This window comes from Mammaliicoccus sp. P-M58, from assembly GCF_022386165.1.
GTDB lineage: Bacteria > Bacillota > Bacilli > Staphylococcales > Staphylococcaceae > Mammaliicoccus > Mammaliicoccus sciuri.
The window spans coordinates 97,561-123,545 of the sequence record NZ_JAJNJI010000009.1 but is presented as its reverse complement, the minus strand read 5'-3'; the positions used below and the strand labels follow the sequence as shown (position 1 = coordinate 123,545).

Below are 25,985 nucleotides of genomic sequence, written 5' to 3'. Positions count from 1 at the left end.
ATAGTTTACTTATTACATATTTAAACTTTTAAATACAGCAATTGCTCGCGTAAATTATAAAATAAAAGACACTTTATTAAGCGCATATTGCTCAATAAAGTGTCTAACTATCTTGTGTATGATATTAAAATGATTTTTTCAAGTGAATGATAAATGCAGGTGTCACAAATAATAATAGTAAAAATGAAATTGGTGTGATAAACACAGAAAATTGTGAAGTTTGAATTGCTGATACAAAAAATGTCGTTGCAATTTCAAAGAATAATGCTGAAATGACAAACAACTTACCAAAATTATTTTTATTCTTATAATTTGTCGTGTAATTGAAGTATGCATATAAGATAATCAATAACATCAAAATAAATAATGTTAACCATTCAAAAACGTATTGAATTTGAGATAATTTCCATTCACCTGATAAGAATAAACCATTACGATTATTAAACTCTATAAATGTAAATAAGAATAAAACTACAGTACTTATCCATTCTATATAACTTTTCTTTAACCATTTCGGTCTTTTCATCCATCTTGGAATATCGTCTTCTTCGATTTTAATAATCTCTTTCCATTTTTCATTACGTCGTTTTCTTTTAGCAATTGCCTCTTCAGAATTGAATTTTTCTAAAGTAGCCTGTTTGAAATTCTGTAATTTTTGGTAAAAACCTTCTGCTAAAGTATATATTTTTTTTGTTAAGCGATTATTTTTAACTCTTGAATATCTTTCTTCATGAAATTGTTCAATGTCTTCATCACTTACTGGTAAAGATCTTCTTAAATATAAACTAATCCATACTGACATTTGACTCAGACACCATAACAGTATGAAGAATAAGTTTACACTCATAACGTCTATAGGTTTTACATTTTGAGTATCGATATTATGGTTCATTGCAAATTGTGAAATGAAATAACATAATCCATATGAAATAATAATCCATAAATAATGTTTCTTCCGATGCATTGGATTTAGTTCATTTTTATAAACGACATATCCCACATGAATTGCAAATGGAATAATAAATAAGAAAGATGCAAAACTATATACTTGGAACATGGTCATCATAATAACAATCATTAAAATAATTGTGAGTCCGATATAAAATATAGAAATATCATAATCGTAATGCGTCGTTCTTCTTAAAGTACGTCCTACTAATAATACAAACACACCAAATAGCAATACTATAATTGCTGCGATAACTGGAAAGTTACCGATATAATGGTGTAATATTCTTACTAATTCATCAAAAAAAGCTACAAAAAAGTCCCAAATATTATTGATATGGATATTACTTGAATCCTTGATATTATAATCTTTAATACGTGGTGCATTAAAAAGTATAAGTAATCCAGTAATCAAAATAAATATACCTATAAGTCGACTAAAATGAACTTCCCAGCTTTTTTTCTTTATAGCCATGTTCTTCACCTCATTGAACATTATAATTGTTTCATTTTCAATTGTCTTTAATTATATTGAAAATCAGTCCCAAGTACTAGCAAGAAGTTTAAAACTTATATGTAGTTGGGTATATAATAATATCATAAATTTTAAAGGAGTGTTATTATGACTCATAATGATAAGCATAAAGAAGAAGCAGAAAAAGCTAAGAAAAAAGAACAAGAAAATAAGCAAAACAACAACAAAGGTCAAGATGAAACAAAAGAAAATATACAAGACACATTCGAATAAATAAATTTCATTACCGTGCATAGTCGGAAGCGAAATTGCAATGTATCACAATTTGCGATTTCGCTTCCGATTTTATTTTGAATTTATTTTAATGACTTATAAATCATTTATTTAAGAAATTAATTTTATTTTTATGATTTACTATTGACAAAAAGATTAATAAGACTTATCGTATGGATAACAAATTAATAAATGCACTAGGGGTGTTTTGAAACTGAGACAGACATGAAAAGGTCTGAACCCTTTGTACCTGATCTAGATGATACTAGCGTAGGAAAGTGTTCGTAAATCATATAATATTCATTTTTAAATGATAACAATATTTTTGTGCGCTTCTATTTAGATATAGGAGTGCACATTTTTTATATAAAAGGAGAATTTAACATGTCAAAAAGATTAACGTTATCAGATATTTTAGTAACAGTATTAATTGGTGCTTTGTTTGCAATCATTTATAAGTTCTTATGGATACCTTATGAAATTTTAAAACCACTTGGTCTACACTTAGAACAATCTGTATATGGTGTATGGTTTATTGCAGCAATTGTCACTTATTTAATTATTCAAAAGCCTGGTGTTGCCATTCTTGCTGAATTTGCTGCTGGCGCTGGAGAAACAATTGTAATGGGACAATTCGATATTCCAACATTTATATATGCATTATTACAAGGTTTAGCTTGTGAAATCATCTTTCTAGCTGTTCGATATCAATCAAGAAAATTATCAGTCGCAGTAATAGCTGGTATGGCTGCAGGTATTATTACGTTACCAATTGATTGGTTCTATAATTATTTAGGTGACGTTGCTTTATGGAATGTTATTTTAATGTTTACGATTAGAATTTTAAGTGGTGCAATCGTTGCTGGTGCATTAGGCTATGCAATTGTAAAAGCACTTGACCAAACTGGTGTTACGAAATTGTTCAGACCAGCATCTAAAAAAGATTATGACTTATTATAGGAGTTATTCAATTGTTATCACTAAAAAATTTAAGACTAAAGTATCCTGATGATGAACGCATTATATTTAAAAATTTAAACATCAATATTAATGATAAAGAAAAAGTTCTGTTACTAGGTCCAAGTGGATCTGGTAAAAGTACATTATTAAATGTATTAAGCGGTATTATACCGAGATCGATGGACATACCGATGAAAGTAGATTCAATCAATATCGATTCACTTCCGGGTGTTATTTTCCAAGATCCAGATACGCAATTTTGTATGCCTGAGATTAAAGAAGAATTAGCATTTGTGCTTGAGAATATGAACATCGAACCTAATAAAATGGACGGATTTATAAAAAATGCCATGAAACAGGTAAATTTAAATGCTGACCCTTCACTAAAAATCAATCGTTTAAGTGGTGGTATGAAACAAAAATTAGCGATTGCTTCTATATTATTACAAGATACAAATACGTTGTTTCTTGATGAACCGACAGCAATGCTTGATCATCAATCAACGACTCAACTATGGGATCTGATTATGGAGCATTGGACAAATCAAACCGTTGTAATCGTGGAACATAAAGTTAATTATATTTGGAATTATGTTGATAGAGTCATCGTGATGAATGAAAATGGTGAAATCACACATGATAGTACACCTCAAGATATATTAGATCATCATACAGACATATTAAATGAATACGGTGTATGGCATCCTAACTCATGGCGATATGCCCCAAAATTAACTAAACAGACTACTGAGCACAATCCGTTGTTAAATATAGAGCAGTTAGATGTACTACGTGGCTCCAAAAAACTATTTAGTATAGATGAATTAACGATTTCAAGTGGCGAATGGCTTACAATAACTGGACCAAATGGAACAGGTAAGACAACATTTTTAGAAACGATGATGCAGTTAATTAAATATAATGGTCAAATACTTTATAAGAATAAACACATCAAAAAAGTAAAAGATGCTTCTAAACATATGTATTTCGTTTATCAAAATCCAGAATTACAATTCATCGAAACATCCGTTTATCATGAAATATTTATCAATTATGCTTATCAAGATAAACAGACAGCTCATGACAAGACTCAAGACATGTTGACGTTATTAAAACTTAATCATGTGAAAGACCAACACCCTTTTGAATTATCAATAGGACAGAAAAAAAGATTAAGTGTCGCAACTGCATTAAGTACAAATTCTGAAATTATTTTACTGGATGAGCCAACATTCGGTTTAGACAGTCACAACACCTTTGAACTCATCAAATTATTTCATGAGCGTGTACAAAATGGTCAAACTATCCTAATGATTACACATGAAAATGAGATTATTAATCGTTATGCTACTAGAAGATTGACGATCAAAGACGAGCAATTACATGTAAGCGGTGGTGAATCTCATGTTAACTAATTGGAAGAAATACTCTACATTTATTGATGATGTCAATATTCTAACGAAACTTATTTTAGGTATCGCACTATTTTTCTATGCGATATTTATTCATCAATTTGATTTCATGCTCTATTTAACGATTATTATGTTCCTTTATTTAATCATCATGAGCGGTGTGAGATGGTTACCACTATTAATCGTCATTGTAATCACTTTATTTTTCGGACTCACTTCTTCCTTATTTATGATTTTTTATGGTGAAGGAAGCGAAACAATTTTCAAGTTCGGCATTATTCATATTACTGAAGAAAGCTTTTTAAGAGGTATTCACGTAACCATGCGTACACTTGTTATTTCGTTTTACGGCATGGTTATACCATTTACTTCACAAATCATTTATGTGTTTTATAGTTTCATGCAACATTTAAAAGTCAAACCTAAAATTGCATATGCTTTCATGGCTTCTATACGGATGATACCTCTTATGTTTAGCTCTTTTATGCAGTTAAGACAAGCTTTAAAGATGCGATATGCAGTTATAGATAAAAGTAATCGTAAAGGCTTAAAGTGGATTCACCATTTACTCATTCCAACATTAAGTCAAAGTATAAGAAAGTCTCATAGGTTAGCTGTTGCGATGGAAGCAAAAGGATTCACAAACGGCAAAAGAACTTTCTATTATAAAGTACCTTTCACTAAAAACGATTTATATTTCATTTTAATGACGATTGCACTCGTTGCTGTTGCATATTTATTAAATATTTATTTACCTATAACACACATTTCAGATATTCGATAACATTGCGTTATATTTGACCATACCTTTCCCTAAAAGAATGAAATATAGCGCAATGAAAAGGCTGAGACAAACTTTGTTGTCTCAGCCTTTAATTATGATTTATATGCTTTTAATGCTTTATGTCCAATATCATTTCTATAGAATAATTGTTCACTTTTAATATGTTTGACTTGTTCATATGCATGTTTTTGAGCCGCTTCAATATTATCACCCGTACCGATAACTATCATGACACGTCCACCGTTATTTTCATACTTGCCTACTGAATTCTTCTTCAAAGCACTCACAAAATATTGATCTACATGCTCTAAACCTTCAACTGAATATCCTTTATCATAATCACCTGGATATCCTTTAGATGCTAATACGACACCAACAACACTTTCATCTTTCCATTTTAATGTTATTGGTTCTTTATGATACACCTTGTTTAATATTTCAATAAAATCAGAATCTAATTTAGTCAATAATACTTGTGCCTCTGGATCACCGAATCTTGCATTAAATTCAATTACTTTTGGTCCTTCTTTTGTTAAAATTGCGCCAATATAAATCAAACCAAAATAGTTAATGCCTTCACTCACTAAAGCATCCGCAATAGGTTGTGCGATTTTTTGATTCGTTTCTTCCAATACATCATCTGTAATATGTGGTACCGGACAGTATGCGCCCATACCACCTGTATTTGGACCTTTATCACCATCGAATGCACGTTTATGATCTTGGGCGATACAATCAAATGGAACTGCATATGATTGATTCACAAATGTCATAACTGAATATTCTTCTCCATCAAGAAACTCTTCGAATACTACTTTTTCATGAGGTGTTTGATATAAAGTTTCTACGCCTTCCCTTGCTTCTTCACGTGTTAAAGCAACGATTACACCTTTACCGGCTGCAAGTCCATCTTTTTTAAGTACAATAGGTATTTTGCACTGCTCAACATAATTGATTGCTTCTTCTTTTGTTGTGATTGTGTTATATTCTGCAGTTGGAATATGATACTTTTCCATAATCTTTTTCGCAAATTCTTTAGAACCTTCTAATTGTGCTGCTTCTTTATTTGGTCCGAAGACTTTAGCATTTGTTTCCTCTAATACATCTGTTAAACCATCTATTAAAGGTTGTTCAGGTCCAATTATTACCCATTCAATATTGTTTTGTTCTACAAAAGATTTTATAGCTAAATGATCATTTTCTTGAATATCCGATACAATTGTCGCAACTTCTTCCATTGCGTCATTACCCGGAATGACAAAGACTTCATTTACTAACTTAGACGATTGACATTTTTGAGCTAACGCATGTTCTCTTCCACCTGATCCTATTACAAGTACTTTCATATTGACCTCCTAATGTTTAAAGTGTCTCATACCAGTAAATACCATACTGATTCCATATTTATTTGCCATATCTATTGAATCTTGATCTTTAATAGACCCACCTGGTTGGATAATTGTTTTAATACCTGCTTTTGCTGCCGTTTCTACAGTGTCACCCATTGGGAAAAATCCATCTGAAGCTAAGGCTACATTTTCATTCATTTCGATTGCACGATCAATTGCTATTTTTGCAGAGCCAACTCTGTTCATTTGTCCAGCACCAACACCAACAGTTTGGTGATCGTTTGCAAGTACAATAGCATTACTTTTAACTGAGCGGACAACTTTCCATCCAAGTTCTAAAGCTTTCCATTGTGCTTCAGTTGGTTCAACATCTGTAACGACTTTCATTTCTTCACGCGTTAAAGTTGCATTATCTTTATCTTGAACTAAATACCCACCAGATACGGATACAAATTCTTGTTCATCTTGCGTTTCTGTCATATCAATTTCTAGTAATCTAATATTCTTCTTAGCTGTTAAGACTTCTAACGCATCTTCGTCATAGCTTGGCGCAATAATGACTTCCAAGAAAATAGAATGTAGTTTCTCAGCTAATTCCTTTGTAACGGGTCTATTTAAAGCGACAATACCACCAAAAATAGATTGTGAATCTGCTTCATATGCATAATCGTATGCTTCTTCAATTGATGCGCCTACACCAACACCACATGGGTTCATATGTTTCACTGCAACAGTTGCAGGTTGTTCGAACTTTTTAATAAGTGATAAAGTTGCATCAGCATCTTTAATGTTATTAAAGCTTAAAGCTTTACCATGTAATTGTTTAGCGCCAGCTAATGTATTTGGTTCATTTGAAGTCTTTACAAAAGTAGCATTTTGTTGAGGGTTTTCACCATATCTTAATGTTTCTGACGTATTTCCAAAAAATTCAACAATCGCATTGTCATAATCATTTGTATGTTTAAATACTTTAACCATTAATGATTTACGATAATTTTCATCAAGTTTGTCAGAAGCAATACGTTCAATGACTTCGTTATAATCAGCAGGATCTACGACTGTTGTAACAAATTTGAAGTTCTTTGCTGCTGCACGTAACATAGTTGGTCCACCGATATCGATGTTTTCAATTGCTTCATCTTCTGTTACATCTTCTTTCTTGACAGTTTCTTTAAATGGATATAAATTTACGACTACTAAATCAATTAAGTCGATGTCTTGTTCTTTTAATGCTGTTAAATGTTCAGGAATAGAACGATTTGCAAGAATCCCTCCATGTACACCTGGATGTAAAGTTTTGACTCTTCCATCCATTATTTCTGGAAAGTTTGTTAACTCTGAAACTGAATATACTTCAATCCCAGCATTTTCAAGTGCCTTTTTAGTACCACCAGTTGAAAAGATTTTATAATCATTTTCTATTAATTTGCTTGCGAAATCTTCTATATTTGTTTTATCTGACACACTTAATATTGCATTCTTCATTTTGTAAAGACTCCTTTATTGAATAATTTCTTTCATAACATGTGGATATAATTCGTATTCTAAGTTCTGTATTCTTAATTGTAATGTCTCTCTCGTATCATCTGGATATACTTTACAGCTTAATTGATCGATGATTTCGCCAGTATCCATACCACTATCAACGTAATGAACAGTTGCTCCTGTAACACGTACACCGTAATCTAATGCTTGCCCAACAGCGTCCTTACCAGGAAAACTTGGTAATATTGATGGATGAATATTCAACATTTTACCTTCATATTGTTTTAATAATGTAGGACCAACGATTTTCATATATCCTGCTAAAATAACCCAACTTACACGATCTTGAGCTAATCTTGTGAGTAGTGCTTCTTCATATTCTTTTTTACTATCGTAAGTTCTTGGATCAATGATATAAACTGGTAAATTAAATCGTCTTGCTCTTTCTATACAAAAAGCATTAGGGTTATCTGTATACAATGCTGTTACCTCTATATGGTCTAAATAACCTGCTTCGATATTTTCCATTATTTTCTCAAAGTTCGATCCATTTCCTGATGCAAATACTGCTATTTTAATCATGATTGAACCCCCGTCAATTTGACCTGACCTGTTCCGTTTGAAATTTCACCGATTACATATGCTTCTTCATTTTTTGCTTTCAAGATATCTAAAGTTTCTTGTACATCTTCTTTATTGACGATAAGTACAAAGCCAATGCCCATATTAAACACATTATACATTTCCTGTGCTTCAATCTTTCCTTGCTCTTTTAACCAATGGAATATTTGTGGTACTTCATATGATTGAACATCGATATGTGCATCTTTATTTTCTGGAATAGCTCTTGGAATATTTTCAATAAATCCTCCGCCAGTAATGTGTGACATACCTTTAACTTTTACTTTATCTAATACGGCAAGAACAGGTTTAACATATAACTTTGTTGGTTCAAGAAAAGTTTCTAAATACGTTCTATCATCATCAAATGCATCATTTAAGTTAATTTGACTTTCTTTAATTAAGTTTCTAACTAAACTGTAGCCGTTTGAATGTATACCACTTGATGTAATACCAATTATGACGTCACCTTCATCAACTTCACTGCCATCTATATAGTCATCTTTTTCAACAGCGCCAACACAAAATCCTGCGATATCATATTCTCCTTGATGGTACATTTCGCCCATTTCTGCAGTTTCTCCGCCAATTAATGCACAGTTCGTTTCTTTACAACCGACAGATACACCTGAAACAATCGCTTCAATCGTTTCAGGATTTACTTTATTCGTCGCAATATAATCAAGGAAATACAAAGGTTCTGCGCCAGTCGTTAAAATATCATTCACACACATCGCAACGGCATCGATACCAATTGTGTCATGTTTGTTATAATCGATTGCGAGTTTAAGCTTTGTACCAACACCATCTGTTCCAGAAACAAGAACTGGTTTCTTCATATTTAATTGTGACAGATCAAATGCAGCACCAAAGCCACCTAAACCACCTAGTACTTCCTTTCTCATCGTGCTTTGAACATGTGACTTCATTCTATTGACCGCTTCATAACCAGCTTCTATATCTACACCAGATGCTTTATATGCTTTCGACATTAAGATTACCCTCTTTATCAAAGTATTGTTTATTACTAGCTAAATAAGCTTTTTGACGTGAACTTAAATTTTGATAATATCTTTCTTCATAGTCATAAAGACCTGCTGGATAGTCACCAGTAAAGCTTTCTACACATAATCCATGATAAGGTACGTCTTTATCTAATCCAATAGATCGTATTAAGCCATCAACTGATAAATATGCCAGTGAATCTGCACCGATATAATCTCTAATTTCTTCAGGTGATTTATGTGCAGAAATCAGCTCAGCAGATGTCGACACATCAATTCCATAGAAACTTGGAAACATGAATTCTGGTGATGCGATACGTACGTGAACTTCATTTGCTCCAGCGTCTTTTAACATTCTAACGATACGTTTACTTGTTGTCCCTCTCACAATAGAATCATCAACAAGCACGATATTTTTACCATGTACGATATCTTTTACAGCTGATAATTTCACGCGTACACCTTGTTCTCTTAATTCCTGTGTCGGTTGGATAAATGTTCGAGCAACATATTGATTTTTTACAAGACCCATTTCATAAGGTAAATGACTTTCTTCTGCAAAACCAGATGCTGCTGAAAGTGAAGAGTTTGGTACACCGATTACCATATCAGCATTTAAAGCCGGACTTTCTTGAGCTAATTTTTTCCCTGATGCTTTACGAACTGCATGAACGTTCTTACCAGCAATTGTTGAGTCGGGTCTTGCAAAGTAAATATACTCCATCGCTGAAATTGCAGTCGTTGTTTCCGTTGTGTATGATTCAACTCTTATACCATCATCATTTATAACAATATACTCACCAGCATGAATATCTCTCACGAATTCTGCGCCGAGTACATCAATTGCGCATGTCTCACTAGCAATGATATAAGCACCCGTCTTCATTCTACCGACTGCTAAAGGTCTTATTGCATTTGGGTCAACAGCGCCATATAATGCATCTTTAGTTAATAAAGCAAATGTGAAACCACCTTTAACTGTATTCAAACTTTCTTTAAATGCTTCTTCGAAAGTAGGAGCCTTACTTCTTCTTATAAGATGCATAATCACTTCTGTATCAGAAGAAGAATGGAAAATTGCGCCTTCTTGTTCTAGTTCTTTTCTTAAACTTTGTGCATTGACTAAGTTACCATTGTGGCAAACACCAACACTCATATCATAAAAGTGATATAAAAATGGTTGAATATTTTCAATTCCTTTGTTGCCTGAAGTTGCATATCTTACATGCCCTATTGCATGTTGATTCCCTTTAAAACCTTCTAATTGTGTATCCGTTATGGCATCAGATAATAAACCTAATCCTCTTTCACCTTTTAACTCGAAACCGTTTGAAGTTACTATTCCTGCACCTTCTTGACCTCTATGTTGTAAACTATGAAGACCCATATATGTGAGTTGTGCAGATTCTGGATGATTCCATATACCAAATACGCCGCATTCTTCATTTAAACTCTTGATTTCATGCATTGAGCTATTGCCCCTTTCAATTGCTCATTCAAATCAGATACATTGTATTTAATTTGAGCAACATCATTTTTAATCGTAAATTGAGCATTATCAGTAACACGACCTATTTCAACGGCATCATCAATATCTATAGATTGTCCTTCTTTAACGACAACAATATATCTACCTTGAGTTTCACTAAATAATTGAGCATTTGTTACTGGTAACGTCACATCTAATCCTAAGTTAAAGTGTGTAGCTATTTTTGCAAGTCCAATAGCAAGACCACCTTTACCAACAGCTTGCGTGTGTGAAATTTTGCCTGAACGTATTGCATCTTTAATTTGTTCTCCACGTTTTACTTCTGCTGATAAATCAATTGAACTTGGTTCATGATTAACTTCTTTAAATAATAACTTTTCAACCTGACTACCACCAAAGTCATCTTTTGTTTCTCCGACTACAAATACACGATCATTTACTTGTGGTTGATAATCATTTAAATACGTCACATCTTCAATTAAACCTACCATGCCGACTACAGGTGTAGGGAAAATTGACGTCCCTTTCGTTTCGTTGTATAAAGAAACATTACCTGATACGACAGGTGTATTTAAAGCCTCACAAGCTTCTGCCATTCCTTTAGTAGAATCTGCAAGTTGTTGATAAATATCTTTCTTCTCAGGAGAACCATAGTTTAAACAATCCGTCATTGCTAATGGTTTAGCACCTACAGAAATTAAATTTCTATATGCTTCCGCAACAACCATTTTTCCACCTTCATATGGATTGTTATAAACATATCTCGCTTCTCCATCTATAGTAGAAGCAATAGCTTTATTTGTACCTTCCACTCTCACAACTCCAGCACTAATACCTGGCTTGATAATTGTATTGGCACCAACTTGTTGGTCATATTGGTCATATGCATAATGCTTAGATGCAATTGTTGGATGATTGATTAATTTCTGGAACACTTCTTCAACATTGATTTCATCATATTGATTATCACCTTGATCAAATTCTTTTGCTTCACCTTCAAGAATATAAACGGGTGCTTCATCAGCTAACGGTTCCACAGGAATATCAGCGTATATTTCATCTTCATAAGACAAGACAAATCTATTTGTATCCGTTACTTCACCTATTACGGCAGAATCTAATTCATGATGTTCAAACAAATCTAAGAATTTTTGTTCTGTACCTTTTTCAACTACTAATAACATACGCTCTTGTGTTTCTGAAAGCATCATTTCATATGGTGAAATGCCTTTTTCTCTTGTTGGTACTTTCTCTAAATGCAGATGAATACCACTTTCACCTTTAGCTGCCATTTCAGAAGAAGATGATGTTAATCCTGCTGCTCCCATGTCTTGAATACCTACTAATTCAGGATAAGTAATTGCTTCTAAAGTTGCTTCCATTAATTTTTTACCTACAAATGGATCCCCAATTTGTACAGAAGGTCTTTTACTTTCAGATGCTTCACTTAGTTCTTCAGATGCAAAAGTTGCACCGTGAATACCGTCTCTACCCGTTTTTAATCCAACATAGATAACTGGGTTTCCAATACCTTTAGCAGTACCTTTTTGAATTTTGTCATGATCTATAATACCAACACACATTGCATTAACAAGTGGATTACCATCATATCTTTCATCAAATTCAATCTCACCTGCTACTGTTGGTATACCGATACAGTTTCCATAACCACCAATACCTTTTACAACACCACTAAACAATCTACGGTTTGTCTTATTTGATAATTCGCCAAACCTTAAACTATTTAATAAAGAAATAGGTCTTGCTCCGATTGATACGATATCGCGGATTATACCGCCAACACCTGTTGCAGCACCTTGATAAGGTTCAATTGCTGAAGGATGGTTATGAGATTCAACTTTAAACACGACTGCTTGATTATCACCGATATCTACAACACCAGCACCTTCACCTGGACCCATTAAGACATGTTCTCCAGAAGTAGGGAATTGTTTTAAAAATGGTTTAGAATGTTTATATGAGCAATGTTCACTCCACATTACCGAGAATATACCTATTTCAGTAAAGTTCGGTTTGCGTCCTAAAATGCTTACGACCTTTTGATATTCTTCGTCAGTTAAACCCATATCTCTATATAAATATTCTTTTTCAATTTCTTCTATACTAGGTTCTAAAAACTTAGACATGTTGTTCCCTCCAACTTTCGATCATAGATTGAAATAATTTAACGCCACTATCTGAACCAAGTAATGTTTCCATGGCACGTTCTGGATGAGGCATCATCCCACAAACATTTCCTTCTTTATTCGTAATTCCAGCTATATCTTTATATGAACCATTAGGATTATCATTGTAAGTTAAAATAATTTGATTATGATTCACAAGTTCTTCGTATAATTCATCTGTACAATAATAGTGACCTTCACCATGCGCAACAGGATAAATGACAGTTACATCTTTTTCATACTGATGTGTGAATTTCGTTTCATTATTAACGATTGTTAACGATTCATTTCTACTTACAAATAAATGACTATCGTTATGTAACAGTGCACCTGGTAACAAACCAACCTCTGTTAAGATTTGGAATCCATTACATACGCCAAGTACTGGTTTACCTTCGCTTGCAAGTCTTTTCACTTCACTAATAATTGGTGCTACGCGTGCCATTGCACCTGATCTTAAATAATCACCAAATGAGAAGCCTCCAGGTATTAATACACCATCAAAACCTTCAAGAGAAGTTTCTCTATAGTCTACATATGCCGCTTCGACACCTGAACGTTTAGCAGCATTATACATATCACGATCGCAATTAGATCCTGGAAATACTAATACAGCTAATTTCATTATGCGTTCTCCTTATCTTCTAAGATTTTAAAACTATATTCTTCAATAACCGTATTGGCAAATAGTTTCTCACTCAAAGTATTAACGACATTTTTAATTGAATTTTCATCTGTTTCATCAACAGTCATGTATATAACTTTACCAACTCTTATATCATTGACTTGTTCATAGCCTAAATCATGTACCGCTCTATTTAAAGCTTGTCCTTGTGTATCTAATACTTGACCTTGTAACGTAATATGCAATTCAATCTTTTTCATTTTATAGTTCCTCCAATTTTTTGTAAAAAGTTTCATAAGTATCGATTAATGAGCCTGTATCTTCTCTGTATACATCTTTATCAAAGTTTTCTTTTGTTTTTTTGTCCCAAATTCTGCATGTATCTGGAGAAATTTCATCTGCTAATAAAATTTCACCATCTGATGTTATGCCAAATTCGATTTTGTAATCTACTAGTATTAAATTCATGTCGTCCATAATTTCACTTAATACTTTATTTACTTTTAATGCTTCTTTTTTAATTGTTGCTAATTCTTCTGATGAGGCAATATTCAATAATGACACGTGATTATCAGTGATAAGTGGATCATTTAACTCATCTTTCTTATAGAATAGTTCTAATAAAGGTTCTTTAAATTCGTGTCCTTTTTCAAAACCTAATCGTTTACAAATTGAGCCTGCAGCAATATTTCGTACGACAACTTCTAATGGGAAAATTTCTACAGCTTTAACAAGTTGTTCTGTTTCAGAAATTTGTTCTACAAAGTGGCTTTCAACGCCTTTTTGTCGCAATATTCCAAATATTTTCGATGTGATTAAATTGTTTAAACGACCTTTTCCAAGCATTTTATCTTTTTTAGCACCATTTCCAGCCGTCACTTCATCTTTATATTCGATTCTCAAAATACCTTCTTGTTCCGTATTGAATACTCTTTTAGCTTTGCCTTCATAAAGTAATGACATATTAATCGTTCCGCCCTTCAAATAATTGATTAAATTGGTTTTCATCTTTATTTAAATCCGTTGATAATTTTGTAATATGTCCCATTTTACGATTTACTTTATTGACCTTTTTACCGTAAATATGAACGTGCCATTCAGGATGCTCACTAAATAATTCTTGTAAATTCAACACATCTTGTCCTAGCAAATTCATCATGATTGCTGGTTGTAGTAAAGTAATCTTTTTCGGTAAATGCCATCCTGCAACTGCAAGTATATGTGTATCAAATTGTGAGTAATCACATGCTTCGATAGAGTAATGTCCTGAATTATGTGGTCTTGGCGCAATTTCATTCACATATAGTTTATGATCTTCCGTTACAAAAAATTCAACTGTAAACGTTCCTACAAAGTATAACTTCGTCATAATTTTTTGAACTTCTTGAATAGCTTGTGCTTCTAAATCTACTCTAGCTGGAACAACTGTCTTATATAAAATTTGATTTCTATGTTCATTTTCTTGTAATGGAAAATAAACTGTATGATCATATAGATCACGTGTAGCTGTTATGGATACTTCTTTAAATAGAGGGAGATATTTTTCAACTACGTATGGTGTATCAGTAATTAATTTTTTTGCTTCATCTAAATCTTCTTTAGATTGAATGACAAGCTGACCTTTACCGTCATATCCACCAAAACGAGTCTTTATAATAAATGGATAGCCAATTGTTTCAATAGCCTCATTCAAGTCTTCTGTTGACTTAACTTCCATAAACGGTACAATTTGAACATTTGCGCTTTCTAATGTTTGTTTTTCAGTTAAGCGATCTTGTAACAAAGCAACTGTTTGGCTCCCTTGAGGAATATTAAATTGATTGGAAAGTTTTTCTAACTGTTCTGCATCTATATTTTCAAATTCATAAGTTACAACTTTAGAGATGTCACCAAGCTGATTGAGTGCATCTATATCCGAAAATTCAGCGTTTATAAATTGGTGTGCTAAAAATCTTGCAGGGCAATCTTCGTCAGGGTCTAAAACGGCAACTTGAAATCCCACTCTTTGAGCAGATTGAGCCATCATTTTACCTAATTGACCTCCACCGACAATACCTATCGTGTCACCTGGTTCTAGGTTATAATAAGTCATTTTGCATTTCCTCCACTTTATCGACTAAACTTTTTTCATAATTAACGAGTTGTTTTCTTACATTTTCATCTGTCATACCAATCATTCTTGCGGCTAAAATACCAGCATTTTTAGATCCGGCTTTTCCTATTGCAGTTGTCGCAACTGGTATCCCACCAGGCATTTGTACTATCGACAACAATGAATCCATACCTTTTAAGCTTTTTGATTCAATAGGTACACCAATCACTGGAACTGTTGTTAATGAAGCTACCATTCCTGGCAAATGTGCTGCCCCACCTGCTCCAGCAATAATAATATCTATATTATGATCAGTAGCATTTTTAGCAAAGTCAACCATTTCTAATGGTGTTCGATGTGCAGAAACGACCTTTTTCTCATATTGGATATTAAAATATTCAAGCATATCACATGCTTCTTTCATGATTGGCCAATCTGAAGAACTACCCATTATAACTGCCACTTTCATGTAGGTCACCCTTTCAAATAGTTGAAATATTTAATCTTTTCTGTGTATATTACAGATATAGCATAACAATTGATCATGCTATTTTCAATGAAAAAACGAACATTTTATATATTTTTTACAAAAAAGTTTGATTTATGTTCGTATTAAGGGCATAATTTTCATTGTATCAATCAATATAGTTCGATTATTAATAGGAGGCAATTTTCATGGTAGCTAAGATATTAGATGGTAGAGAAATAGCGAAGACATATAGAGCAGGTCTTCAGACAGAAGTAGAAAAGTTAAAAGAACATAACATCGTACCTAAATTAACCGTTATACTCGTTGGTAATGATGGCGCGAGTCAGAGTTATGTTAATTCTAAGAAAAAAGCAGCTGAAAAGATTGGTATGATTTCTGAAATTGTACATATGGATGAATCATCTACTGAAGAAGAAGTATTATCTGAACTCGATAGATTAAATAATGACGATTCAGTAAGTGGTATATTAGTCCAAGTTCCACTTCCAAAACAAGTTTCTGAAGCAAAAGTATTAGAAGCAATCAATCCTGACAAAGATGTAGATGGATTTAATCCTATAAATATTGGTAGATTATATACTGGAGAAAGAACATTTATCCCATGTACCCCACTAGGTATAATGGAAATTCTCAAACATGCAGATATTGACTTAAAAGGAAAAAATGTCGCTGTAATCGGTAGAAGTCATATTGTTGGTCAACCAGTTAGTAAATTATTAACAGATCAAGATGCAACTGTTACTTTATTACATTCAAAATCAACAAATACAGAAGAAGTCTTAAAACAAGCAGACGTAATCGTAAGTGCAGTCGGACGCGTACACCTCGTTACAAAAGACTTAGTAAAACCAGGAGCAGTCATTATTGATGTCGGAAACACACCAGATGAGAATGGTAAATTAAAAGGTGACGTGGATTTCGAAGCTGTTAAAGAAGTAGCTAGCGCAATCACACCAGTACCAGGCGGCGTCGGTCCATTAACAATCACTATGGTATTGAACAATACATTATTAGCTGAAAAATGGAAAAACGGACTTGAATAAAATGATAATATAGAAGAAAGCGGAACCGATGACGGTTCCGCTTTTATTTTATGTGGAAGATGGAATGTGCTAACTACCATTATTCCGAATTGTGGTAGTTAGAACTTGCTAACTATCATTTTTCTGAATTCTGGTAATTAGAACGCTGTAACTTCCATTATTCTGAATTGTGGTAATTAGGCGGGCGCTCTCTTAGAGACATTTCTCAGAATTTTATCCCTAACAGCACCTCTTACGGATATTTCTCAGAATTCTGTCCCTAATGATACCATCTTCACACCTACATTTTTTGATTAAAATACTTATATGAAACTATTTAGTGCAAAAGCTATTAAGAAGGCAACTACGGATAACATCGTCTCCATAACGGTCCATGTCTTGAATGTTTCTTTCACAGTAAGTCCTAAGTATTCTTTTACCATCCAAAAGCCTGCATCGTTTACATGCGATAACATCAATGATCCTGCACCTGTTGCTATTACTAGCAGCTCTAAATTTACACCAGATAAATTTTGAATAATTGGCGAAACTATACCTGCTGCTGTTGTTAATGCAACGGTTGCTGAACCTGTCGCAACTCTTATTAAACCTGCAACTAGAAATGCTAACAGTAATGGAGAAAGTGATAGATTTTCTGTCATTTGAGCAATCGTTTCTCCTACACCAGTTTCAATAAGAATTTCTTTAAATCCTCCGCCTGCTCCTATTATTAGAATGATTGAACCTATTGGTAAAATACAATCTTCTACTAATCTTTTGATTGTATTTCTATTCATACCTTGCTTAAATCCAAGTAAATAGAAAGCTACAAAGCATGAAATTAACAATGCAATGACAGGGCTACCAACAAATAATAAGGTGTTTCTTAATAAGCTTGGTAAACTACCTAAATATGGTGTGATGATTGATAATAGCATTAGCAATACTGGTAGTACGATGATAAAGAATGATACAGGTACACTTGGTAAACTCGTCGTTTCATTATTGACTTTTAAAATGTTTGGTGAATTTTCAGGAGTTAATCTCTTGCTTATAAATTTACCAAATATTGGTCCAGCTATAATTGCAGTTGGTAAAGCAATAATGAGTGCATACAATAATACTTTCCCTAAATCTGCATCATAAATTCCAATAGCTGTCATGGCACCTGGATGTGGTGGTACAATACCATGAACGATTGATAATCCGGCTAATAAAGGAATAGCAATCAATAATATATTTGTTTTTGTCGTCTTGTGAATAGATATGACTAACGGTAATAAAATAACAATTCCAACTTCAAAAAATACGGGTATCCCAATAATAAAACCAGACAACATCATCGCCCATGGTAATTTCTTAGGTCCCAATACTTTTATAAGATAATCTGAAATTTGCATCCCTGCACCTGAATCTGACATTAATTTACCTAAAATTGTCCCTAATGCTAGAATACCAACTAAATGACCAAGGACATCACCTACTCCCGATTCATAAGCAGTAACAATTTTTTCTGGGGACAAGCCTGCCATTATTGCTAAGAATAATCCAGCAACAGTTAAGCTAATAAAAGCGTGCCATTTCCATAAAGCAACTCCTAAAATAACAATTACAATTGACAGTAGCGTAATGATTAATAAATATATATTTGAATCCATTATTTTCCCCCTATAATGTTAGCGCTACCATTAAATCACAAAAGTTAAAGCATCAATTGTTTAAGCTGATGCTATACTTTTTCAAATCACTATTATAATAGCCAATACTATATTCAACTGTTTCACTGTTATTATTAAAAGATTGACGTTCTCTAACTAGTAGTGATACAGATGGATCAAGTTCTAAATATTCTGAAGCCGTAATATCTTTTTTCACTGAAAAAGAATCTTCAGTATTGATAATTTCTATATTCGCTTCTTCTAATATTTTATATATAGACAGATCATTATTTTGTTTTTGCTTTTCATATTCATTCAAACTATGAAGTGGATATGGTAAATAATGATTAAATAATATATATGGTCTATTATTTAATAAGTACACTCTTGTAATTTTGTAGGCATTTTCGCCAAACATGTTATATAATTCACTATTTTTTAAATTGGATACGACAGCTATATCTTTAATAACCTTTTTAATTTCGTTACCTTCTTCAACCAATTTCTCTGTAAAGTTTTTATTTTTTGTAACTTTATTAAAAGGTTTATGGCTTATAACGCGCGTTCCTTTACCACTTTTCTTTTCTAAATAACCTAATGCAACTAACTCTTTGATTGCTGCCCTTACCGTAACTTTACTCACATTAAATTCTTTTTCAAAGTCAGTTTCAGTAGGGATATTATTTCCAACAGTATAAATACCATGAATAATTCTATCTTCAATTATTTGCTTAATTTGTAAATATAATGGTCCTTTTTCTGATGATAGTACCGTCATAAATGATTACCTCTCAATATCGTTAATTTCGTTTTTCATGACTTTTATTATATCATCTACATTATATAAAGGGGTATCCCCTGATATTGTGTGTGCTAAAGCACAAGAAGCTGCTGAAAAATCTACTACATCCTGTGGGCTCATGTTAGTTAATTCGGCATGAATAAGCCCACTTGTATATGCATCACCAGTTCCAATTCTATCTAATATTGTGACTTCATAATCTTTTGAATAAAACATTTGATTATTTTTAAATAAATATCCCTTGATGGTATTATGATTACTACTATTAACGATTCTGTTTGTACCTGCAATAATAGGTATATGATATTTCTCTGATACTTTAGGTAATATATCCTCTAGTTGTTCTGCTTTTATTTCTTTATCTGTCGTCATACCTAATGTATTAATTGCATCTTTTTCATTCATGAGAACGATATCCGCTTCATGTAAAATCGACTCATAATATGGTTTGGCTTTTTCATTTCCACCTTCACCCCAAAGAGATGGTCTAAAATTACAATCAAAAACAATTTGTATATTGTGTTCTCGAGCAGCTTTTACGATTTCAAGAATGTTCTGTCGCATCATTTCGTTCATTGCTAATGAGATGCCACAAATATGAAGAACATCTATATTTTTAAAAATTTCTTCTAAGGGATAGTCTGAAATATTTACTGTATTGAAACTACTTTCAGTTCTATTTGTATATGTCACACTACTTGAACGATTACCGAATCCTTCTTCTAAAAAGTACATTCCAAGATTTTGATTTCTTTTTAATATGAAATGACTATCTATTCCAAGTCTTCTAATCGCACTAATCGCAGCTGTCCCAACTGAATTATCGGGAACAGCACTTATTAAGTTCGTTTCATATCCAAATTGCGCCATTAAACCTGTAACATTTACACCTGTTCCAGTAAAACTGTAATTTAATCTATCTGCTTGTCTTAATAGAAGATGGTCCGGGACTGTTAACCGCATCATGATTTCACCATACGCAGCAATTTTTTTATTCATAAGAATCAACTTTTTCTTTAATTTTATGATTTAACCATTCAACATCTTCTATTTTTGTCATACCTGTTTCTTTATCAATAATTGATGAATAAACATGTGGGATGATTTTAGGTACATTATTTTTTAAAGCGATATCTAAAATTTCTTCAAAGTTTTCTAATGTGATGCCACCAGTTGGCTCGAGTCCAAATTGTTCTTCACCACACGCTTTTGCAACAGCTTTATACTCTTCAATTGTTTGCAATCCATTCATAGGGAAAAATTTAATAGATGATCCTCCCATATCTTTTATTAAATTAATTGCTGCTTTAATTGAAATGACAGCTTGTTCTTCACCTGCACCACTAATTGGACCAGTAGATATATTTACATATCCAGGTTTGCCAGAAGGAGATACTAATGAATTCAACCATGTTGTATTACCAGAATTAGCAAATGTTTGGCCAACACTTGTAAATACTTGATTGATATGTGATCCTTGGTAATATTTCGCAATTTCAGAAACGACTTTTGCTTGTTTGTTATCGCCTGCGCCCAATCCAATAGAAATAGCATCTTCTACATTGCTTCCAAAGTCTTTCATTACATTAACAGCATCATTTACATTATCAAAGTCTTTTGATAATACACCGATTACAACATTTCCTTCTGCCGTTTTATATATTTCTTCTATATTCTCTTTTCCTTTAGCCAAGACGTTTAAAGAAACGCGATTTTTATAAAATCTATCTAGTATTTTCATTATATTTCCCCTTCCAAAATTTGTACCATTGTATTGTAAATCGTATCTATTTCATTTTCTTTTAATGGTCTTGGATCTATATCAAAATGACCTTGTTTTACACCATAATCTCTTGTATAAATTGCAGTTTCAGCATTTTTTAATTTATTCACAACTTCTTCAGCAGTTAAATTAATCATTGAATCGTCTACTTTTATGCGACTTCTATAAATTTCTCTACCCGCTTCATCTTGTACAATACTGACGTTAATACCATCATATTGATTTAAAGCATCTAATTTTGTTAACGTTTCTTTCTCTTCTTTTGAATGATCAACTTTTTCATAGTATTCATCTATCGCTTGTAACAAGCCAAATACAGATTCTTTACCAACTTTCATACTTCTGCCAATAAAATGTAACTGTACTTTTACAAAATTAATCCATTCTTTTTTACCTGCAACGATTCCCGTTGTTGGTCCTTGTATCGCCTTTGACCCACTGTAAATTGCTAAATCAGAATGTTGAATATATTTTTCCAAATCTTCTTCTGCAGCTGCATCGACAATTAATGGAATATTATTTCTTTGTGCAACTTCATATATTTCTTCAACTGATGCCATATTTTTTTGTACTGCATGATGAGATTTAACAAATAATATCGCTGCAGTATTTTGATTAATGGCTGACTCTATATGCTCTTCTTTTCCTTCGTTTGCATAACCAACCTCTACTAAATCCCCACCTCCTAAATAAACCATCGTTTCTATTGGTGCTCCGTATTGAACATTATGTCCTTTAAATAAGATGATTTCATTTTGCTGAATACTTTGATTATGCAGGCGTTGACTTTTTCTTTTGTCTCCTTTTGTTACAACAGAAGCAACAGATAACGCTATTCCACTGGAGGCTGAATTTACGACAACAGCATCTTCTGCCTTAATTTTTTGTGCAATGTACTGTCCAGATTTGTCTACTAGATCAGCTATTTCAACATAATTCTGTCCACCAAATTTCATAGCATCCATGACCGTATCTGTTGGTGATGAAACACCTAATATGCTCATTCTTCCACTAGCATTAATGACTTGTTTTAATCCGTATTTATAATTTAATGAACGCTCCATTTGCTAATACGCCTCTTTCTTTAATGAGTTTTGTACCTTTTAATATTTTTCTATCTGAATCGATTAAATCTACTTTTTTATCCATCACATCAAATATTGTCAAATTAGCAACTTGACCCTCACTAAAATCTGATAAATATGATTTATTTATGATATGTGCTGGATTAATAGTTACTGCATTTATAACTTCTTCTAATGAATAACCTAAATTAATAAACTTTGATAAAACATTAGATAAGCTAAATACAGGTCCTTCTAGTCTGTTCTTCTTATAAATATCAGAACTTATCGTATTAAAATGAATGTCATGCTTTTGAGCTAATTTTGCAACTTCAAATGAGAAACTTGCATTACCATGACCGACATCTAAATTCACACCTCTAGAAATTGCATCTTTTAAAACATTTAAAGGATTGCCATTATTGTCAAAAAGATTATTTTCTTTACCATTCAAAAAGTGTGTAATAATATCGCCTTTCCTAAGTAAAGGTATAACATCTTCAATTTTAGGAGGTGCAGATCCTATATGCGTCATAATCGGCAATTTCAAATCATTACCAATTTCAACTGCTTTCTGTAATGGTGTAATGCCATTACCTTTTACAACACTACTGCTAATTCTAGCTTTCAATCCAATAATCATGTCTTTGTATTTATGAACTGCATCATGACATGCTTCAACATTAATCCAATCTAAATTAGATAACTCATCTATTCTTTCCAAACCAATTCTTGAAATATTTAAAAATGAAAATACATTCGTCTTACTCGATTGAGCTCTGTAATATAGTTCATCTATTCTATTTGCACCACAGCTTCCTGCATCAACAATTGTCGTCACACCTTGTTTAATACCGATGTCGTCGATATTGTCACCATAAGGAGAAAAATCCGAAAAACCATGTACATGCAAATCAATCCATCCTGAAGAAATAAATGAATGCTCACCATTAAACAACAATTCACCATCAATTGAATTTGGTGCAGCAATTTTCTTTATAACCCCTTTTTCTATTAAAATATCTACTTTCTTACCACCAACCATTTCGATATTTTGTATAACACCTGTACTTTTCAAAATGATCACCTCTTCGAAAAAGATTATAACATTATAACGTTTGGAAACGCAAACATTATAATGTTATAAAGTTTATAAATAAAAAAACCACCCCATTATGCCGCTCATAATGGAATGGTGTTTCGATTACTTCTATTATACGTTTGTAATACTCATTTTTGGACCAAATGGTTCGAAGTGAACATCTGCTTGGCCAATATTTAATTTTTCTAACTCATCAAATATTGTATCCATAAATGTGATACCACCACATAAATAGATGTCGACGTCTTCATTAATCCAATTGCTTAATTCATTGCTTGTTAAATATCCGTCTTTTTCTTTTAAATGATAAGTAACTTCTACATTTTCGTTCATTGCGTTTAATGCATCTACTTCTTCTTTAAATGGTACGTCTTTTTCTGCTTCATTTACATGTACGAAATGAACATTTCTACCTTTATATGCTTCATCTTCTAACATAGCAAACATTGGTGTAACACCTGCTCCGGAAGATAATAGTAATAATGTTTTATCTTTTTCTGATTCTACTTTGAAATCACCTGCTGGAGCTGAAAGTTCAATAGTATCTCCAATTGAATATTTATCATGTAAATCATGAGAGACTAGACCTTTTTTCTCGCCTTCTCCTTCACGTTTAACAGCAAATCTTATTTTACCGTCATTTTTTACAGAGTAAATTGAGTAATGCCTTAATGCTAAATTATCATCGTTCGTTGGTTTAATACGTACAGTGATATATTGACCTGCAACAAGTTCAGGAATTTTAATGTTATTTACTGGTTCAACTTCGAATGATTTCATTGAAGTACCTTGGTCTTCAATATTTGCAATTTTAAATGATTTAAAGTCATCCCAAGCTGCCGCTTCATACATTGATTTTTCCATTTGAATAAATACGCCTGCGATTTCACCATATGCTTCTTCCCAAGCATTCATAATATCATCTGTAGCTGCATCGCCTAGAACTTCTTTAATTGCTTTTAATAGGAATTCACCAACAATTGGATAATGTTCTTCTTTAACTTGTAATGCACGGTGTTTATGTGCAATTTGATTTACGTTAGGAACGATTACTTCTAAATGATCGATATGTTTAGCTGCTGCTAAAACTGTTTGTGCTAAAGCTGTTTGTTGTTTACCTTGTTTTTGGTTAGATTTATTAAATATGTTCAATAATTCTGGATGTGCTTCAAACATTCTTTGATAAAAGACTTTTGTAATTTCATTTCCGTATTGTTCTAATACTGGTACTGTTTGTTTTACGATTTCTTTAGTTTGTTCTGATAGCATCAGAAGTCCCCCTCTAAAAGATATATTTTAAATACATGTTTAATTGTAAATAATTTCACAATGTTTTTCAATACAGTTCCCAAAAAGTTTACAAAGTTGTCACTCTTTCAAAAATACATATATTGATTGATTGTTTTTTAACCCTCATATTAAGTATAATTAATATATTATAAGGAGGTTGAACTTTATGAAGCTCACCCAATACACGGATTATTCCTTACGTGTCCTCATGTATTTAGCCCAACAAAATAAACAATCTCAAATAGAAGAGATTTCAAACTTTTATGGCATATCAAAAAATCATTTAACGAAAGTCGTACATCAACTTGTTAAGTTAGGATATTTAAAATCTATAAGAGGAAGAAATGGTGGCATAATCCTCAATCAGTCCCCTAGCGACATTAATATCGGTAAACTTGTTAGACAAACTGAAGATCATTTTGAATTAGTAGAATGCTTTAATATGAAAACAAACACATGCCCAATAGCATTAAATTGTGGACTAAAAAGTGCACTCAATCATGCTTTAACTGAATACTTACGTACCCTTGATCAATATTATTTAAGTGATATCATCCCTAAAAACACCCTAAAAGACACTGTTTACACACTTTAAGCTAGGAAATCGGTCTAAAGGTCGATGTAAATGTGAAAATATTACGATAATATATCATTTAGTAAGGAAATGAAAAACGAGACATGTTATTCTTTCCTTATAGCTTACAACAAAGGAGTACATAAAAAATGATGAATAAAATATTACAATCTCTTACAGTACTTGGTGTTTCTGCTTCACTTGTGACACCTTCATTAACTGCGAGTGCTACAGGAAACAGCCTTCCACAAATTAAAGGTGTCGAAGGTGACGTTGTTGAAAAAGGTGCTGACTACGATTCATTAAAAGGTATAAAAGCATATGATAAAGAAGATGGAGACTTAACAGATAAGATTAAAGTAACTGGTGACGTTGATACTTCTAAATTAGGGAAATACAAAGTACAATATAAAGTTACAGATTCAGATGGCGCGTATAGAACGAAATGGCATTACGTGTATGTTGTCAAAGAAGGTTCATTAAATGGTTCTAAAGAC

Annotated in this window: 25 protein-coding genes, 1 pseudogene and 1 riboswitch; of the genes and pseudogenes, 7 read left to right on the top strand and 19 right to left on the bottom strand. The window is 32.5% G+C overall.

All coding sequences use genetic code 11. The annotated features are described in order from the left end of the window. Positions 1 to 124 precede the first annotated feature (124 nt). On the bottom strand, positions 125 to 1,423 hold the full coding sequence (gene auxA, locus LQ694_RS10980) for a lipoteichoic acid stability factor AuxA (RefSeq protein ID WP_096791278.1): 1,299 nt from the start codon (positions 1,421 to 1,423) through the stop codon (positions 125 to 127). Positions 1,424 to 1,570: 147 nt separating this feature from the next. On the opposite strand from auxA, the gene LQ694_RS15560 reads away from it, so the two are divergent. From LQ694_RS15560 to LQ694_RS10965, 4 genes are all read left to right on the top strand, one after another. Beyond that, a complete protein-coding gene (locus tag LQ694_RS15560; protein WP_255307827.1) occupies positions 1,571 to 1,696 on the top strand; it encodes a hypothetical protein in 126 nt (41 codons plus the stop codon). Positions 1,697 to 1,885: 189 nt separating this feature from the next. Next, a riboswitch (TPP riboswitch) is annotated at positions 1,886 to 1,990 on the top strand. A gap of 90 nt (positions 1,991 to 2,080) precedes the next feature. Continuing rightward, the gene (locus LQ694_RS10975) at positions 2,081 to 2,656 is read left to right on the top strand and encodes an ECF transporter S component (protein WP_048542198.1); all 576 of its coding nucleotides are present in this window, start codon (positions 2,081 to 2,083) and stop codon (positions 2,654 to 2,656) included. Positions 2,657 to 2,667: 11 nt separating this feature from the next. Beyond that, a complete protein-coding gene (locus LQ694_RS10970; RefSeq protein ID WP_096791276.1) occupies positions 2,668 to 4,071 on the top strand; it encodes an ABC transporter ATP-binding protein in 1,404 nt (467 codons plus the stop codon). Further along, positions 4,061 to 4,852, top strand: coding sequence for an energy-coupling factor transporter transmembrane component T family protein (locus LQ694_RS10965; protein ID WP_065381087.1), 792 nt, complete (start codon positions 4,061 to 4,063; stop codon positions 4,850 to 4,852). The genes LQ694_RS10970 and LQ694_RS10965 overlap by 11 nt, the downstream gene beginning before the upstream one ends. A gap of 92 nt (positions 4,853 to 4,944) precedes the next feature. Here LQ694_RS10965 and purD read toward each other — a convergent pair whose 3' ends face one another. Genes purD through purE form a run of 11 tightly spaced genes read right to left on the bottom strand, consistent with a single transcriptional unit; the run spans position 4,945 to position 16,172 of the window. Next, a complete protein-coding gene (gene purD, locus LQ694_RS10960) occupies positions 4,945 to 6,198 on the bottom strand; it encodes a phosphoribosylamine--glycine ligase (protein WP_167811908.1) in 1,254 nt (417 codons plus the stop codon). A 9-nt stretch (positions 6,199 to 6,207) separates the two neighbouring features. Continuing rightward, a complete protein-coding gene (gene purH, locus LQ694_RS10955) occupies positions 6,208 to 7,686 on the bottom strand; it encodes a bifunctional phosphoribosylaminoimidazolecarboxamide formyltransferase/IMP cyclohydrolase (RefSeq protein ID WP_218696722.1) in 1,479 nt (492 codons plus the stop codon). Between the two features lie 15 nt (positions 7,687 to 7,701). Continuing rightward, entirely contained in the window at positions 7,702 to 8,268 is a 567-nt protein-coding gene (gene purN, locus LQ694_RS10950) for a phosphoribosylglycinamide formyltransferase (RefSeq protein ID WP_049319362.1), read from the bottom strand. Next, positions 8,265 to 9,299: a phosphoribosylformylglycinamidine cyclo-ligase gene (gene purM, locus LQ694_RS10945; RefSeq protein ID WP_096791272.1), complete on the bottom strand. Its 1,035-nt coding sequence runs from the start codon at positions 9,297 to 9,299 to the stop codon at positions 8,265 to 8,267. The genes purN and purM overlap by 4 nt, the downstream gene beginning before the upstream one ends. Beyond that, on the bottom strand, positions 9,283 to 10,779 hold the full coding sequence (purF, locus tag LQ694_RS10940) for an amidophosphoribosyltransferase (protein WP_070373033.1): 1,497 nt from the start codon (positions 10,777 to 10,779) through the stop codon (positions 9,283 to 9,285). The genes purM and purF overlap by 17 nt, the downstream gene beginning before the upstream one ends. After that, positions 10,758 to 12,947 (bottom strand): phosphoribosylformylglycinamidine synthase subunit PurL, encoded by a 2,190-nt coding sequence (gene purL / locus LQ694_RS10935; protein WP_218696723.1) that lies wholly within the window; start codon positions 12,945 to 12,947, stop codon positions 10,758 to 10,760. Before purL ends, purF begins: the two co-directional genes overlap by 22 nt. After that, positions 12,940 to 13,611, bottom strand: coding sequence for a phosphoribosylformylglycinamidine synthase subunit PurQ (gene purQ / locus LQ694_RS10930; protein WP_218696724.1), 672 nt, complete (start codon positions 13,609 to 13,611; stop codon positions 12,940 to 12,942). The genes purL and purQ overlap by 8 nt, the downstream gene beginning before the upstream one ends. Continuing rightward, positions 13,611 to 13,871, bottom strand: a complete 261-nt coding sequence (gene purS / locus LQ694_RS10925; protein ID WP_058611483.1) for a phosphoribosylformylglycinamidine synthase subunit PurS — start codon at positions 13,869 to 13,871, stop codon at positions 13,611 to 13,613. Before purS ends, purQ begins: the two co-directional genes overlap by 1 nt. 1 nt (position 13,872) lies before the next feature. Then, positions 13,873 to 14,574: a phosphoribosylaminoimidazolesuccinocarboxamide synthase gene (gene purC / locus LQ694_RS10920; RefSeq protein WP_058611484.1), complete on the bottom strand. Its 702-nt coding sequence runs from the start codon at positions 14,572 to 14,574 to the stop codon at positions 13,873 to 13,875. Between the two features lies 1 nt (position 14,575). Then, positions 14,576 to 15,703 (bottom strand): 5-(carboxyamino)imidazole ribonucleotide synthase, encoded by a 1,128-nt coding sequence (gene purK, locus LQ694_RS10915; protein WP_218696726.1) that lies wholly within the window; start codon positions 15,701 to 15,703, stop codon positions 14,576 to 14,578. Continuing rightward, positions 15,690 to 16,172, bottom strand: a complete 483-nt coding sequence (gene purE / locus LQ694_RS10910) for a 5-(carboxyamino)imidazole ribonucleotide mutase (RefSeq protein ID WP_025905207.1) — start codon at positions 16,170 to 16,172, stop codon at positions 15,690 to 15,692. The genes purK and purE overlap by 14 nt, the downstream gene beginning before the upstream one ends. A 206-nt stretch (positions 16,173 to 16,378) precedes the next feature. Here purE and folD point away from each other — a divergent pair, with 206 nt between their 5' ends. After that, entirely contained in the window at positions 16,379 to 17,236 is an 858-nt protein-coding gene (folD, locus tag LQ694_RS10905; RefSeq protein ID WP_218696728.1) for a bifunctional methylenetetrahydrofolate dehydrogenase/methenyltetrahydrofolate cyclohydrolase FolD, read from the top strand. A gap of 302 nt (positions 17,237 to 17,538) precedes the next feature. Here folD and LQ694_RS10900 read toward each other — a convergent pair whose 3' ends face one another. The 7 genes from LQ694_RS10900 to LQ694_RS10870 form a co-directional block, all read right to left on the bottom strand. After that, the gene (locus tag LQ694_RS10900; RefSeq protein WP_049319370.1) at positions 17,539 to 18,873 is read right to left on the bottom strand and encodes a GntT/GntP/DsdX family permease; all 1,335 of its coding nucleotides are present in this window, start codon (positions 18,871 to 18,873) and stop codon (positions 17,539 to 17,541) included. Positions 18,874 to 18,925: 52 nt separating this feature from the next. Next, on the bottom strand, positions 18,926 to 19,651 hold the full coding sequence (locus tag LQ694_RS10895) for a GntR family transcriptional regulator (RefSeq protein WP_058611486.1): 726 nt from the start codon (positions 19,649 to 19,651) through the stop codon (positions 18,926 to 18,928). A gap of 6 nt (positions 19,652 to 19,657) precedes the next feature. Next, positions 19,658 to 20,674 carry a sugar kinase gene (locus LQ694_RS10890; protein WP_058611487.1) on the bottom strand — a complete coding sequence of 339 codons (1,017 nt, stop codon included), beginning with the start codon at positions 20,672 to 20,674 and terminating at the stop codon, positions 19,658 to 19,660. Then, complete coding sequence (gene dagF, locus LQ694_RS10885; RefSeq protein WP_370688590.1) at positions 20,667 to 21,419, bottom strand: 2-dehydro-3-deoxy-phosphogluconate aldolase; 753 nt, start codon at positions 21,417 to 21,419, stop codon at positions 20,667 to 20,669. The genes LQ694_RS10890 and dagF overlap by 8 nt, the downstream gene beginning before the upstream one ends. Then, positions 21,416 to 22,522: a DgaE family pyridoxal phosphate-dependent ammonia lyase gene (locus tag LQ694_RS10880; protein WP_058611489.1), complete on the bottom strand. Its 1,107-nt coding sequence runs from the start codon at positions 22,520 to 22,522 to the stop codon at positions 21,416 to 21,418. Before LQ694_RS10880 ends, dagF begins: the two co-directional genes overlap by 4 nt. Further along, a complete protein-coding gene (locus LQ694_RS10875) occupies positions 22,500 to 23,567 on the bottom strand; it encodes an amidohydrolase/deacetylase family metallohydrolase (RefSeq protein ID WP_058611501.1) in 1,068 nt (355 codons plus the stop codon). Before LQ694_RS10875 ends, LQ694_RS10880 begins: the two co-directional genes overlap by 23 nt. 168 nt (positions 23,568 to 23,735) lie before the next feature. Continuing rightward, entirely contained in the window at positions 23,736 to 24,893 is a 1,158-nt protein-coding gene (locus LQ694_RS10870; protein ID WP_058611490.1) for a globin domain-containing protein, read from the bottom strand. A 187-nt stretch (positions 24,894 to 25,080) separates the two neighbouring features. Between LQ694_RS10870 and LQ694_RS10865 the strand changes: the two genes are divergently transcribed. Beyond that, on the top strand, positions 25,081 to 25,509 hold the full coding sequence (locus LQ694_RS10865) for an RrF2 family transcriptional regulator (protein ID WP_065381081.1): 429 nt from the start codon (positions 25,081 to 25,083) through the stop codon (positions 25,507 to 25,509). A 131-nt stretch (positions 25,510 to 25,640) separates the two neighbouring features. Beyond that, positions 25,641 to 25,952: pseudogene (locus LQ694_RS10860) on the top strand (immunoglobulin-like domain-containing protein); the annotation flags it as partial. Between the last annotated feature and the right edge of the window lie 33 nt (positions 25,953 to 25,985).